We start from the raw sequence: 13,135 nt of genomic DNA on the forward strand, positions 1-13,135 counted from the left end.
CGGGGCCGTCCCTATTATTAGCACTCGTTGGCAGTGAGTGCTAACCGTCCCGGGCCGGTCCGCGCCCTTGATAAATTTATGCTGCGGGTCTGCCCGCAGATATGTTGAATTCGAACTGAAGGAGTCATCACGATGAAAATTCGTCCCTTGCATGATCGCGTGATCGTCAAGCGCCTGGAAGCCGAGCGCAAGACCGCCAGCGGCATCGTCATCCCCGACTCGGCCGGCGAAAAGCCCGATCAGGGCGAAGTGCTCGCGGTGGGCAACGGCAAGATCCTCGACGACGGCAAGGTTCGCCCGATGGCCGTCCAGGTCGGCGACAAGGTGCTGTTCGGCAAGTACGCCGGCCAGACCGTCAAAGTCGAGGGTGACGAACTGCTCGTCATGCGCGAAGAAGACATCATGGGCGTCGTCGAGGCCTGAGCGCCCCGGTCGATCCCGTCCCACGAATTCAAGGAGCAATGAACGATGGCTGCAAAAGAAGTCAAGTTTGGTGATTCCGCCCGTGACCGCATGGTCGCCGGCGTCAATATCCTGGCCAACGCGGTCAAGGTCACTCTCGGCCCGAAAGGCCGCAACGTCGTGCTCGAGCGCTCGTTCGGCGCCCCGACGGTGACCAAGGACGGCGTCTCCGTCGCGAAGGAAATCGAACTGAAGGACAAGTTCGAGAACATGGGCGCGCAAATGGTCAAGGAAGTCGCGTCCAAGACCTCCGACATCGCCGGTGACGGCACCACGACCGCGACCGTGCTGGCCCAGTCGATCGTGCGCGAAGGCATGAAGTTCGTCGCTGCCGGCATGAACCCGATGGACCTCAAGCGCGGCATCGACAAGGCGGTGATCGCGGTCACCGAAGAACTGAAGAAGCTGTCGAAGCCCTGCTCGACGAGCAAGGAAATCGCCCAGGTCGGCTCGATCTCGGCAAACTCCGACGCCGACATCGGCGAAATCATCGCCAAGTCGATGGACAAGGTCGGCAAGGAAGGCGTGATCACCGTCGAGGACGGCAAGTCGCTGCAGAACGAACTCGACGTCGTCGAGGGCATGCAGTTCGACCGCGGCTATCTCAGCCCGTACTTCATCAACAACCCGGACCGCCAGGTCGCGATTCTCGAAAGCCCGTTCATCCTGCTGTTCGACAAGAAGATCTCGAACATCCGTGATCTGCTGCCGGTGCTCGAGCAGGTCGCGAAGGCCGGCCGCCCGCTGCTGATCGTCGCCGAAGACGTTGAAGGCGAAGCGCTGGCGACCCTCGTCGTCAACAACATCCGCGGCATCCTGAAGACCTGCTCCGTCAAGGCGCCGGGCTTCGGCGACCGTCGCAAGGCGATGCTCGAGGACATCGCCGTGCTGACCGGCGGCCAAGTCATCGCCGAGGAAGTCGGCCTGACGCTGGAGAAGGCGACGCTGGCCGAGCTGGGCCAGGCGGCACGTATCGAGATCGGCAAGGAAAACACGATCATCATCGACGGCGCCGGCGAACCCGAGCGCATCGAAGGCCGCGTCAAGCAGATCCGCGCGCAGATCGAGGAAGCCACGTCCGATTACGACCGCGAGAAGCTGCAGGAGCGCGTGGCGAAGCTCGCCGGCGGTGTTGCCGTCATCAAGGTCGGCGCCGCGACCGAAGTCGAGATGAAGGAGAAGAAGGCCCGCGTCGAAGACGCGCTGCACGCGACCCGTGCCGCGGTTGAAGAAGGCATCGTCCCGGGCGGCGGCGTGGCGCTGCTGCGTGCCCGTGCGAACCTCGGCACCCTCAAGGGCGACAACCACGACCAGGACGCCGGCATCAAGATCGTGCTGCGCGCGCTGGAGCAGCCGCTGCGCGAGATCGTCTCCAACGCCGGTGACGAGCCCTCTGTCGTCGTCAATCGCGTCGTCGAAGGCACGGGCAATTTCGGCTACAACGCCGCCACCGGCGAGTACGGCGACCTGGTCGACATGGGCGTGCTGGATCCGACCAAGGTCGAGCGTATCGCGCTGCAGAATGCAGCCTCGGTCGCCGGCCTGATGCTGACCACCGACTGCATGGTCGGCGAGCTGGCTGAAGAAAAGCCGTCGATGGGCGGCATGGGTGGCATGGGCGGCATGGGTGGTATGGGCGGCATGGACATGGGCATGTAATGCCAGTCTGAGGTTCGCCTCGTGCTTCCGGGCTTGCGGGCCCGGTGGCGCCAAAGCAAACGGCTCCGCTGCGGCGGGGCCGTTTGCTTTGGGGTGGGCGATGGACGTGTCGACGCGCCACGCTGCGGAAAGGTGGGATAATCAATCGATCGTGGGGAAAAAGGGGCAGGGAGCGCGGGTTGTGCAGGTTGTGCACACCGGCGCTCCCCGGAATGTGCGGGCCGAAAGGCGCCGCCATTCCCCGGGCCGGTAATAGGAGAACAGCGGGGGTAAGACTAGGCGCGCCCGCTTACGGACAACTTACATCCATATTTTCCATATTTCCATGCGGATCCTTCTTGCTGAAGACGACTCTGTCATTGCCGACGGCCTTGGGCGGGCCCTCAAACGCGGCGGGTATGCCGTCGATCACGTCGCTTCCGGCAGCGAGGCGGATGCCGCGCTGGCCAGCCAGACATACGACCTGCTGATTCTCGACCTCGGCTTGCCGAAGCTCCCCGGGATCGACGTCCTGAAACGGCTGCGCGCGCGCAAGTCGGCGCTGCCGGTGCTGATCCTCACTGCCCAGGACGGGGTCGAGGAGCGTGTGCGAGGACTCGATGCCGGGGCGGACGACTACCTGACGAAGCCTTTCGCGCTGCCGGAACTGGAGGCACGCGTGCGCGCGCTGACGCGACGAGGCACGGGACAACCGCGGCGCATCGAGATCGGCAGCCTTTCGTACGACCAGGCTGACCGGGTGGCGAAGATCAACGGGCAAGTGGTGGAATTGTCGGCGCGGGAAGTCGGTCTGCTCGAAGTCTTCGTCCTGCGGGTCGGGCGACTGGTGAGCAAGGATCAGCTCGTGGATCACCTGTGCGGCTGGGGGGAAGAGGTCTCGAGCAATGCGATCGAGGTCTACGTCCACCGGCTGCGCAAGAAGCTCGAAGACAGCGGCGTGCGCATCGTCACCGTGCGCGGACTCGGCTATTGCCTGGAAAACCCGGATGCGGTCCAGACGGCGAAAGCCTGACAAGACGGCGGCAGCGAACCGGCCCCCGGCGCAGCCGAACTCGCTGTTCGGCGAAATCCTCGACTGGATGCTCGCGCCACTGCTGTTCCTGTGGCCGATCTCCATCATCGTCACGCACAACGTCGCCGACAATCTCGCGAACCAGCCCTACGATCGTGCGATGGCCGACAGTGTGCGGGCGCTCGGACGCCTCGTGTCGGTCGAAGACGGGAATATCGTGGTGCATTTTCCGGCGCCGCCGCGGGCGCTGTTTCGCGCCGACCAGGACGACACCGTCTATTACCAGGTCGCCAACGGCAGCGGCGAAGTTGTCACCGGAGACCGCGAAATTTCGTGGGTCGCGCCCCCTGCGACGGTGGTCGCGGAAGAGGTGCTGTACCGCGACGACGTGATTCATGGCGAGGAGGTGCGCGTCGCGTACCAGTATCTGCGTGCCTGGCCCGAACCCGCAAGCCCGCTGGTGCTGGTTCAGGTGGCCGAGACGCGCAACAAGCGCAGCGATCTCGCCTCGCGCGTCGTGACCGGCGTGCTGCTGCCCCAGTTCGCGATCATCCCGATCGCGGTCGTGCTCGTGTGGGTCGGCCTGACACGGGGCATCGCGCCGTTGAACCGGTTGCAAAGCCTGATCCGCCGCCGGCGTCCGACGGACCTGTCGCCGATCGCCGCGGCGAGCGTTCCGGAGGAAGTGCGGCCGGTGATCGTCGCGTTCAATGACATGATGGCGCGCCTCGAAGAAAACTTGCACGCGCAGCAGCGCTTCATCGCCGACGCCGCTCACCAGATGCGCACGCCGCTGACCGGCCTGAAGATGCAGACCGACCTTGCGCTGCTCGAAACGGACCCCGAGCAACTGCGCGAGTCGTTGCAGCGGATCGCGGACAGCACCGACCGGGCCAGCCATTTGATCACCCAACTGCTGTCGCTGGCCCGCGCGGAAGCGAGCTTCGAAAAACTGTACGCGGTGGAGCAGGTGGACCTCGACGCGATGGTGCGGGATGTGGCGCTCGAGCTCTATCCGCGCGCGCAGGTGAAAGGAATCGACTTGGGGGTCGAGGATGCGGGGCGGCCGTTGCCGATCGAGGGCAACCCGGTGCTGCTTCGCGAACTGATCAAGAACCTGCTCGACAACGCGATCAAATACACACCCCCTGGGGGGCGCGTCACCGCGCGAACCCGCGTCGCGGGAGCGATCGTGCTGGAGATCGAAGATACCGGTACCGGCATTCCGGAAGCGGACCGCGAGCGCGTCTTCGAACGCTTCTATCGTGTGCTTGGAAGCGGGGTGGACGGCTCGGGCCTCGGGTTGCCGATCGTGCGGGAGATCGCCGAACTGCACCGCGCCACGGTGACGCTGAATCCGAACCCGACAGGTCCGGGTACGACAGCACAAGTCCTTTTCCCGCGCGGACCGCTGGTCACCCCGCCGGCCCAGCCTTTCCTCCCGTCATTTTCGGTAACGTGAGGAACCGGCGTTCGCTGATGCGGAAACGATTTTTGCATCGGTGATTGACGGCGGTCCCGATTCGGCTATAATGCGCGCTTTCCCGGCCAGGTAGCTCAGTTGGTAGAGCAGCGGATTGAAAATCCGCGTGTCGGCGGTTCGATTCCGTCCCTGGCCACCAGAACACGAAAACGGGCCGGCACTTGCCGGCCCGTTTTCTTTCGGGCTGCCGAAGGCCTGCCAGAACTGCCTGATTTTGCTCAATCTTTCGCAGTTTCGCGGAGTGCTATAATTCGCGGCATTACGCTCCACTGCGATCGCGCATGCAACTTTATGCTCTTGGCCTGAATCATCATACGGCGCCGCTCACGATTCGCGAGCAGATGGCGTTTCAGCCCGAGCGGTTGGACGACGCGCTGCATGATCTGACGCACGAGCGGACGGTGCGCGAGGCCGCGATCCTGTCGACCTGCAATCGCACTGAACTGTACTTCGCCACCGAGCAGCCGCAGCACGCTGCCGACTGGCTGGCACGTTTTCATCACCTGCCGTTGAGTGAAGTCTCGCCGTACCTCTACACCTACCCGCAACGCGACGCGATCCGGCATGTCTTCCGCGTCGCGAGCGGGCTCGACTCGATGGTCCTCGGCGAGCCGCAGATCCTCGGCCAGGTCAAGGACGCCGCCCGCCGTGCCGAAGAAGCCGGGACGATGGGCACGCTACTGCACAAACTGTTCCAGAACACATTCGCCGTCGCGAAGGAAGTGCGTTCGACGACGGCGATCGGAGCGAACATCGTGTCGATGGCGGCGGCAGCGATGCACCTTTCCGAACGCATTTTCGAGCGGATGTCGGACCAGCGCGTGCTCTTCATCGGCGCTGGCGAAATGATCGAACTGTGTGCCGCGTATTTCGCCGGGGCGTGCCCGAAGCGGATCGCCGTCGCGAACCGCACCGAAGCGCGCGCGCAGTTGCTCGCACATCGCTTCGGCGCTGAAGTGATGCGGCTCGACGTGGTTGGCGAGATGCTGCCGCACTTCGACGTCGTGGTGTCCTGTACGGCGAGCCCGCTGCCGATCGTCGGTCTGGGCATGGTCGAACGCGCCATCAAGGCGCGCCGCCACCGCCCGATCGTGATGGTCGATCTTGCGGTGCCGCGCGACATCGAAGCCGAAGTCGGCCAACTCGACGACGTTTTCCTGTACACCGTCGACGATCTTGCGCAGATCGTCGACGCGGGTCTCGAGTCGCGACAGCAGGCCGTGCTCGAAGCCGAGGAGATCATCGATTCGCGCGTCAATGGTTTCCTGCACTGGATGCAGGCGCGCGATGCGGTGCCGACGATCCGCGCGCTGCGCCAGCACGCGGAGACGGTGCGCGCGGTCGAGTTGGAGCGGGCGACGCGTCTGCTGGCAAAAGGCGAAGACCCGCAGAAAGTGCTCGATGCGCTCAGTCATGGGCTGATCAACAAGCTGATGCACAGTCCGACCCGCTATCTCAACCAGTCCGAAGGCGAGCAGCAGGCCGATGCGAGCCGGCTCGTGCAGCAGCTGTTCAATCTCAACTCCCCCGATTAGTCGTCGGCCCCCAACCTGTTTCGTTCTCCACTCGATCCCGCCCTTCATGAAGCAGAGCATCCGCGACAAGCTCGAACTCCTGACCCACCGCCTGGCGGAACTCGACCGCGAGTTGTCGTCCGGGGACGCGGTGCGCGACCTGGACGGGTTCCGTTCGCTCGGACGCGAGCGCGCCGAGATCGAGCCGGTGGTCGCCTTGTACGGCGCGTACCGCCAAGCCGAGGCCGATTGCGAGAGCGCGCGCGCGCTGCTCGCCGACGCGGAGATGCGCGAGCTCGCCGAGAGCGAGCTCGAAACGGGGGCGGGGCGCCTGCAGGCGCTGGAGGCCGAACTGCAGCGTGCGCTGCTGCCGCGCGACCCGAGCGACGAGCGCAACCTGTTTCTCGAAGTGCGTGCCGGCACCGGGGGCGACGAAGCTTCGCTGTTCGCCGGCGACCTTTTGCGAATGTACACGCGCTACGCCGAGCGCCAGCGCTGGAAAGTCGAAATCGTGTCGTCGAGCCCGTCGGATCTGGGCGGCTACAAGGAAGTGATTCTGCGCGTGGCGGGTGCCGGGGCGTATTCGAAGCTCAAGTTCGAGTCGGGCGGGCATCGCGTGCAGCGCATCCCGGTGACGGAAACGCAGGGACGCATCCATACTTCGGCGTGCACGGTGGCGGTGATGCCCGAGGCCGATGAAGTCGAAGCGGTGAACATCAATCCCGCGGACCTGCGCGTCGACACGTTCCGCGCCAGCGGCGCTGGCGGCCAGCACATCAACAAGACCGATTCGGCAGTGCGCATCACGCACCTTCCGACCGGCATCGTCGTCGAGTGCCAGGACGATCGTTCCCAGCATCGCAACCGCGCGCAGGCGATGTCGGTGCTCGCCGCACGCATCCACGACAGGCAATTGCGCGAGCAGCAGGCGCGCGAGGCCGCCACGCGCAAGAGCCTGGTCGGTAGCGGCGACCGGTCTGAACGCATTCGCACGTACAATTATCCGCAGGGGCGCGTCACGGACCATCGCATCAACCTCACGCTCTACAAGCTCGACGCGGTGATGCAGGGCGATCTGGACGAGCTCATCGATGCGCTCACGCGGGAGCACCAGGCCGACCAGCTTGCGGCGCTGGGAGGCGACTGACTTGAAAATGGCTGAAGCTGCCCCTGATATCGGCGGCGCCCTGAACTGGGCGCGGGCGCGAATCGCGATCGTCGATGCGCGCCTTCTGCTGCGGCACGTGCTGCAGTGCTCGGCGGTGCGCCTGGCAGCGTATCCGGAAGCCAGGCTCGAAGCGCCGGAGTGGGCCGAGTTCCGCTCGCTCGTCGAGCGCCGCGAGGCCGGCGAGCCGGTGGCGTACCTGACCGGCGAGCGCGAGTTCTTCGGCCACCGGTTCATCGTGACGCCGGCGGTGCTGATTCCGCGTCCCGACACCGAGCTGCTGGTGGAACTGGCGCTGGCGCATTTCGGCGACAAGCCGCATACGCGCGTACTCGACCTCGGCACCGGGAGTGGCGCGCTTGCGGTCAGCCTCGCGCTCGAGCTGCCGCAGGCCGACGTCGTCGCGGTCGATCGTTCGCGCGAAGCGCTGTGGGTGGCGATGGCGAATGCGGCGCGCTTGCGCGCGAGCGTCTCCTTCGTGCTTGGCGACTGGTTTTCTTCGCTCGGCGACGATCACTATCAACTCATCGTCGCAAACCCGCCTTATGTCGCGGCCGCCGACCCGCATCTCGAAGAGGGCGACGTGCGCTTCGAACCGAGCACCGCGCTTGCCGCCGGCCCCGACGGGCTCGACGACCTCGCGGCCATCGCCGCGCAGGCGCCGCGCCACCTCGAGCCCGGCGGCTGGCTGTTCATGGAGCACGGCTTTGACCAGGCTGCCGCGGTACGCGGGCTGCTGACTGATGCCGGGTTTTCGTCGATCGCGTCCTGGAAGGATCTGGCGGGCATCGAACGGGTGTCGGGGGGGCAATGGCGCGGTCGCTGACCGTGGCAAGCCCTCGCGCGGAGGCTATTGACGCGTGCGACATCCATCCATAGAATTACCCGACTGAAACACTCAACTTTTAGGACATGAACCATGGACATCCAGGAAGTCATCCGCGAACAGGTCACCACGAACCCCGTCGTCCTGTACATGAAGGGCACGCCCCAGTTTCCGCAGTGCGGCTTCTCGTCGACAGCCGTGCAGATCCTCAAGCACAGCGGCGTGCCGAAATTCTTTTCGGTGAACGTTCTCGAGAACGACGAAATCCGCAACGGCATCAAACAGTTTGCCAACTGGCCGACGATCCCGCAGCTGTACGTGAACGGCGAATTCGTCGGGGGCTGCGACATCATGCGCGAGATGTATGAAAACGGCGAATTGAAGACGATGCTGCAGAATGCAGGTGTCGCCTCGTAACATTCCTGGCCAACGGGGATCCCCGTCGGCTTTCAGGCACTGCCCGCTTCAACGTTACCCCTAAGGTGGGCACGCATCCGGCGCAGTGACTTCCGCGTCAGGTGCGGTGCCAGCATATGAGGCGGCATGCGCAACAGATGGTGGCGCGCTAGCATCAGCACGCGGGCACACTTGACCTTTAGTGCGGGCGGGTGATCCGGTGAGGGTGGCAACATCGTCATCGGAACCAGCATGTCCATCAGTCGCCGATGCAAGGCCGGCGGTTGCTTCAGCGCGGCCACCGCCGACCCCGGAACCGGACATGCCAACCACTTGTGAGCGTAATGCAATCCATACCACAGCGGGCGTTCAAGACGGAGTTCGGTCGCGCGCTGCCCCAGCCGGTCCCAGAAACCGGGACGATCGGCATATTCGCGTACCAGTCCGTCGATATCCACCACCTCGCGCACGCGCAGTTCGAGGTCGCCATCGTTGAAGCAGTGCAGGCAGGCGTGCAGCACCTGGTCTTCCGCACATAATGCGTAAAACGGGGTGCCGGGAATCGGCTGGCTGCGGTTGAACAGGGTGGCAGGGTCGAACGCCCGGCGTCCTGTCACGGGCGTGATCGCATGGTGCAAATCCACTTCCAGCGTGCGCCCCGGGTAACGCAGGGGCGGCGTCTCATGGCTCCAGTCCCGGTAGTAGCGTTCGTCATAGGCATCGAGCTTCTGCGCTTGCCAGCCCGCGGCCTTGAGCCGGTCCTCCATGACGCGCAATTGTTCGCGCGGCACGAGCAAGTCGATATCCGAAGCGAAACGCCCCTCCGCCATCCTGCGTCGTTGCAGTACGTACGCGCTGCCTTTCAACAGGATTACCGGGAAATCGTTCCTGCACAGTGGAGCCAGATGGAAAAGTTCGGCGCGTAGCATCTGGGAGCGAAATGCGGCGACCCGTGCGGACGACAGAAGATGCCGCCGCACCGGCGGGGGAAGTTCCGGGTGCAGGAGATTGCGTGCCGCCAGCCGGCCGTGCAGGCCCGTGAGGCGTCCGATGCGCAGCAGTCGTTCCCAGCGCGCCTCATCGATCGCCAGCGGTGTTCGGAGGCCCATCAGCAGCAGCGGGACATCGGCGATGTCGGAGGTCGAGGCGTGGTTGGTCATCCGGCATCCCGGAACAGGGTTTCGATATGGGCGACCGCTTCGTCGAGATCCCCGTACACCAGTTCGTGGGCGCGGACGCTTTGTGCCAGTCGTGTCGTGATGCCGAAGCCGACCGGTCCGAGCACTTGATAGTTGAAGCTGTTCAGCCCCACGCGCAGTGCGGCTTGCGCCGCCGGAACTCGCCTGCTTCGCAGCGGGGCGCCGGACCGGTAGCGGGGGAAGACGATCAGGCGGGGTTGGGCGCGACGATGGCGTGCCTCGAAGCTTCGTCGATCGGGTACGAAGTGCGCGACGTCGCCTTTGCGCGTCTTGGGGAACACCGGGCCGATCACCGCTCCGGGGCGTGCGCCGATGACTTCGATCGACTGGTTCTTCAGTGCGGCCGGCTTCAGCATCGGCAGAACTTCGTCGCTTTCCGGATCGATCACGCCGAATTCGTCCGACAGGAAGCGCCAACCGGCCAAGTGCAGGGCACAGGTCAGCGTACTCTTGCCCGAACCGGGCTCGGCCGGCAGGATCAGCGCCTTGTCGTCGCGCGCCACGACACCGGCGTGCAGCAGCAGGTAAGCGTTGAGCCGCTGCGCCAGCAACCAGTTGCTGCCCCATTCAAATAGCGGCAGTGCGCTATTCGCCGGATACGGTTCGAACGGCCGCTGTCCTTCCGACCACAGTTCGACTTGGCGAGTGTGCAAGCGCCATGCGGACTGGGGCAGCAGCGACATGCGCACGTCGGCAAAGGCGGACCCGTCGAGCACTTCCTGATGGGGATACACGGTATCGAGGTGGCGGCGGAAAGCGTCGAGCGACGATGCCACGGCGATGCGGGCAGCGCCGACGTCGAACAGCCGGTAGTCGAGCGAGACAGTCATTGTCCCGCTTCCCGTTTCTGGTCGACAAGCGTCGTGAGGGAGCGGGCCAGAAATTCGAGTCCGGGCGGCCATCCGCCGGCTTCGGCCACCTCGTCGAGGAAGGCGTCAAACCGGTTTTCCTCGATGCTGACAGCAGCTTCCCGCAGCACCAGTACTGCGCTCTCGGTCAACAGATGCGTTTCCCAAGACAGCGGGTTCAGAAAAACGAACTGCCCGTCGAGGACCGGGCAGTAACGCTGTAACCATTCACCGGGAGTCAGCCCCGTCGGAGAAACCATCCAAATTCAGCCCCCAAAGGACATGTTCGTCCGGTCCAGGGTCGGGTTTATGGACGCCAGGCAAAGGTCTGTCGCCGGCGTAAAACCTTCCTCAAAAGTGTTCGTGGTTGGAAAAACGCCTGTTATCGCGCCACTGTCGTCGAAATAAGCCAACACCCAACCATAGCGGGGGGGATCGTAGGAGCCAATTAAAGATAAAGATGGGTCGGTGGCAAGCAGCATCGGCCACTCCAGAGTGGGCACTGTGTAAACAGGAGCCATAGCGTCAACGACAGCGGGATCGATGGCAGGTTGAAAACCAGCAAACTCTGTCAGAGTTCCATTGAATATGACGGTGAATCTACGGATTTCCACTTTCACCCAAGCCCAGTCCTGCTCCCCCAAAAGAGGATCTGGAGCAAATTCTCTGAACTGCAAATCAGTGCCCGGGAAGCCCACGTCGGTTCGTACTTTCTCGATACAATTGATTGAAGCCAGCGCCGACCCGCTGTACCCCATGGTTATCACTCCGGAAGCCGCCAAGGCGCCCTTCAGCAGCTTGCGGCGCTGCTCGACCGAATTCGACTGCTGGGCGTCGCGCATGAAAATTTCCTCCGAAATTCGTTCTTTTGTTGCCAAAAGAATATATGGGCTATCGCCATCTGAGTGAAATTTTTGATTCTTTTTAAGCTCCCTCGAAGAGAAGCAAATTTTGCACCCGTTCTATCTCGGTTGGGCAAGATACTGATATAAAAAGAACAAATTCGACACTGTGCGGAGTCCTGAAAGGCGGATGTAAAATTCCCCGACGCTCCGTCATGCTTAACGGTCGAACACCCGCGTAATATTTCCGTTCCGATTGCCGCAGCCGCTGCTCAAAAGTTGGATCCACGCGCCGCGGGCTCGCGCGATGGCCGTGCGGACCTGTTCCGGGGCGGTGGCGCCGACGTGCGCGCGTGACGCCAGCGAGCCTTCGACGGTCAGCACTGCGAACACGTCTTCGCCGACGAGCGGTGAGAAGGCGCGCAGCTCGTCGAGGCTGAAGTCCGGCAGGTCGCAGCCTTTCGCCTCGGCTGCGCGCACGGCGAGCGCGACCGCTTCGTGTGCGTCGCGGAACGGCAGGCCTTTCTTGACGAGATAGTCGGCGAGGTCGGTCGCCGTCGCGTAGCCTTGCTTGAGGGCGTCGCGCATGGCGTCCGCCTTGACCCTGATGCCGGTGATCATGTCGGCGTAGATGCGCAAGGTGTCGATCACCGTGTCGGCGGTGTCGAACAGCGGCTCCTTGTCTTCCTGGTTGTCCTTGTTGTAGGCGAGTGGCTGGCCTTTCATCAGCGTCAAGAGCGCGATCAGGCTGCCATTGACGCGGCCGGTCTTGCCGCGCACGAGTTCGGGGACGTCGGGGTTCTTCTTCTGCGGCATGATCGAGCTGCCGGTGCAGAAGCGGTCGGCGAGGTCGATGAAGCCGACGCGCGGGCTCATCCACAGGATCAGCTCTTCAGACAGGCGCGACAGGTGAGTCATCAAGAGCGCGCTGGCGGCGCAAAATTCGATCGCGAAATCGCGGTCGCTAACGGCGTCGAGCGAGTTGTAGCAGACTTCGTCGAAGCCCAGCTCGGCAGCGACGAATTCGCGGTCGATCGGGTAGCTCGTGCCGGCGAGCGCCGCGGCTCCGAGCGGCAGGCGGTTCACGCGCTTGCGGCAATCCTGGAAGCGCTCGGCATCGCGGCGCGTCATCTCGAAATAGGCCATCAGGTGGTGGCCGAACGTGACGGGCTGCGCGACCTGCAGGTGCGTGAAGCCGGGCATCGGCGTCGCTGCATTCACTTCGGCGACGTCGAGCAGGTTATTCTGGAACTCGCCGATCAGCGTGAGGATCTCGTCGATCGCGTCGCGCAGCCACAGGCGAATGTCAGTCGCGACCTGGTCGTTGCGACTGCGCCCGGTGTGCAGCCGCTTGCCCGCATCGCCGACGAGCGCGGTGAGGCGCTTTTCGATGTTCAGATGCACGTCCTCGTCGTCGAGGTTCCAGTCGAACTCTCCGCGCTCGATTTCGCCGCGGATCTGTACCATGCCGCGCTCGATGTCGGCGAGATCCTGCGCGCCAATGATGCCCTGACGGGCGAGCATTTTCGCGTGCGCGAGCGAGCCGCGGATGTCCTGTTGAGCCATGCGCTGGTCGAACGACACCGAGGCGGTATAGCGCTTGACGAGGTCCGAGACCGGTTCGGAAAAACGGCCGGACCACGCCTTGGCCGGCTGCGAGGAAGAGGTGTCTGTCATAATGTCCGTGGAAGGAAAACCGACCGGGAAAACCGTTCGATGCTGCGGCGGC

13 protein-coding genes and 1 tRNA gene are annotated in these 13,135 nt (G+C 64.0%); 9 read left to right on the forward strand and 5 right to left on the reverse strand.

The features are described 5' to 3' along the window. The first annotated feature begins 132 nt into the window (after positions 1-132). The 9 genes from groES (at position 133) to grxD (ending at position 8,538) form a co-directional block, all read left to right on the forward strand. Entirely contained in the window at positions 133-423 is a 291-nt protein-coding gene (gene groES / locus GO608_RS13410) for a co-chaperone GroES (protein WP_053419949.1), read from the forward strand. A 45-nt stretch (positions 424-468) separates the two neighbouring features. Continuing rightward, the gene (groL, locus tag GO608_RS13415; RefSeq protein ID WP_169198006.1) at positions 469-2,121 is read left to right on the forward strand and encodes a chaperonin GroEL; all 1,653 of its coding nucleotides are present in this window, start codon (positions 469-471) and stop codon (positions 2,119-2,121) included. Positions 2,122-2,446: 325 nt separating this feature from the next. Further along, entirely contained in the window at positions 2,447-3,133 is a 687-nt protein-coding gene (locus GO608_RS13420; protein WP_169198005.1) for a response regulator, read from the forward strand. Beyond that, entirely contained in the window at positions 3,108-4,595 is a 1,488-nt protein-coding gene (locus GO608_RS13425; protein ID WP_169198004.1) for a sensor histidine kinase, read from the forward strand. Before GO608_RS13420 ends, GO608_RS13425 begins: the two co-directional genes overlap by 26 nt. Before the next feature lie 84 nt (positions 4,596-4,679). Beyond that, positions 4,680-4,755, forward strand: a tRNA-Phe gene (locus GO608_RS13430). Between the two features lie 142 nt (positions 4,756-4,897). Further along, entirely contained in the window at positions 4,898-6,151 is a 1,254-nt protein-coding gene (hemA, locus tag GO608_RS13435; protein ID WP_169198003.1) for a glutamyl-tRNA reductase, read from the forward strand. A 46-nt stretch (positions 6,152-6,197) separates the two neighbouring features. After that, positions 6,198-7,277 (forward strand): peptide chain release factor 1, encoded by a 1,080-nt coding sequence (gene prfA / locus GO608_RS13440; RefSeq protein ID WP_169198002.1) that lies wholly within the window; start codon positions 6,198-6,200, stop codon positions 7,275-7,277. Positions 7,278-7,284: 7 nt separating this feature from the next. After that, a complete protein-coding gene (prmC, locus tag GO608_RS13445) occupies positions 7,285-8,121 on the forward strand; it encodes a peptide chain release factor N(5)-glutamine methyltransferase (RefSeq protein ID WP_169198020.1) in 837 nt (278 codons plus the stop codon). A 93-nt stretch (positions 8,122-8,214) separates the two neighbouring features. Beyond that, positions 8,215-8,538, forward strand: a complete 324-nt coding sequence (gene grxD, locus GO608_RS13450; protein WP_169198001.1) for a Grx4 family monothiol glutaredoxin — start codon at positions 8,215-8,217, stop codon at positions 8,536-8,538. A gap of 32 nt (positions 8,539-8,570) precedes the next feature. Here the strand turns inward: grxD and GO608_RS13455 are convergent, their stop codons facing one another. From GO608_RS13455 to argH, 5 genes are all read right to left on the reverse strand, one after another. Then, positions 8,571-9,677 (reverse strand): nucleotidyltransferase domain-containing protein, encoded by a 1,107-nt coding sequence (locus tag GO608_RS13455; protein ID WP_169198000.1) that lies wholly within the window; start codon positions 9,675-9,677, stop codon positions 8,571-8,573. After that, complete coding sequence (locus GO608_RS13460) at positions 9,674-10,546, reverse strand: HprK-related kinase A (RefSeq protein ID WP_169197999.1); 873 nt, start codon at positions 10,544-10,546, stop codon at positions 9,674-9,676. The genes GO608_RS13455 and GO608_RS13460 overlap by 4 nt, the downstream gene beginning before the upstream one ends. After that, positions 10,543-10,824: a hypothetical protein gene (locus GO608_RS13465; protein WP_169197998.1), complete on the reverse strand. Its 282-nt coding sequence runs from the start codon at positions 10,822-10,824 to the stop codon at positions 10,543-10,545. Before GO608_RS13465 ends, GO608_RS13460 begins: the two co-directional genes overlap by 4 nt. Before the next feature lie 6 nt (positions 10,825-10,830). After that, complete coding sequence (locus GO608_RS13470) at positions 10,831-11,406, reverse strand: hypothetical protein (protein WP_169197997.1); 576 nt, start codon at positions 11,404-11,406, stop codon at positions 10,831-10,833. Between the two features lie 219 nt (positions 11,407-11,625). Further along, positions 11,626-13,083 carry an argininosuccinate lyase gene (gene argH / locus GO608_RS13475; protein ID WP_169197996.1) on the reverse strand — a complete coding sequence of 486 codons (1,458 nt, stop codon included), beginning with the start codon at positions 13,081-13,083 and terminating at the stop codon, positions 11,626-11,628. Positions 13,084-13,135: the final 52 nt, after the last annotated feature.

This window comes from Aromatoleum buckelii, assembly GCF_012910785.2.
Lineage (GTDB): Bacteria > Pseudomonadota > Gammaproteobacteria > Burkholderiales > Rhodocyclaceae > Aromatoleum > Aromatoleum buckelii.

Excerpts from the sequence above, each read along its gene's own strand:
- groES (WP_053419949.1), top strand. The coding sequence starts at position 133 with ATGAAAATTCGTCCCTTGCATGATCGCGTGATCGTCAAGCGCCTGGAA.
- groL (WP_169198006.1), top strand. The coding sequence starts at position 469 with ATGGCTGCAAAAGAAGTCAAGTTTGGTGATTCCGCCCGTGACCGCATG.
- GO608_RS13420 (WP_169198005.1), top strand. The coding sequence starts at position 2,447 with ATGCGGATCCTTCTTGCTGAAGACGACTCTGTCATTGCCGACGGCCTT.
- GO608_RS13425 (WP_169198004.1), top strand. The coding sequence starts at position 3,108 with ATGCGGTCCAGACGGCGAAAGCCTGACAAGACGGCGGCAGCGAACCGG.
- hemA (WP_169198003.1), top strand. The coding sequence starts at position 4,898 with ATGCAACTTTATGCTCTTGGCCTGAATCATCATACGGCGCCGCTCACG.
- prfA (WP_169198002.1), top strand. The coding sequence starts at position 6,198 with ATGAAGCAGAGCATCCGCGACAAGCTCGAACTCCTGACCCACCGCCTG.
- prmC (WP_169198020.1), top strand. The coding sequence starts at position 7,285 with ATGGCTGAAGCTGCCCCTGATATCGGCGGCGCCCTGAACTGGGCGCGG.
- grxD (WP_169198001.1), top strand. The coding sequence starts at position 8,215 with ATGGACATCCAGGAAGTCATCCGCGAACAGGTCACCACGAACCCCGTC.
- GO608_RS13455 (WP_169198000.1), bottom strand. The coding sequence starts at position 9,677 with ATGACCAACCACGCCTCGACCTCCGACATCGCCGATGTCCCGCTGCTG.
- GO608_RS13460 (WP_169197999.1), bottom strand. The coding sequence starts at position 10,546 with ATGACTGTCTCGCTCGACTACCGGCTGTTCGACGTCGGCGCTGCCCGC.
- GO608_RS13465 (WP_169197998.1), bottom strand. The coding sequence starts at position 10,824 with ATGGTTTCTCCGACGGGGCTGACTCCCGGTGAATGGTTACAGCGTTAC.
- GO608_RS13470 (WP_169197997.1), bottom strand. The coding sequence starts at position 11,406 with ATGCGCGACGCCCAGCAGTCGAATTCGGTCGAGCAGCGCCGCAAGCTG.
- argH (WP_169197996.1), bottom strand. The coding sequence starts at position 13,083 with ATGACAGACACCTCTTCCTCGCAGCCGGCCAAGGCGTGGTCCGGCCGT.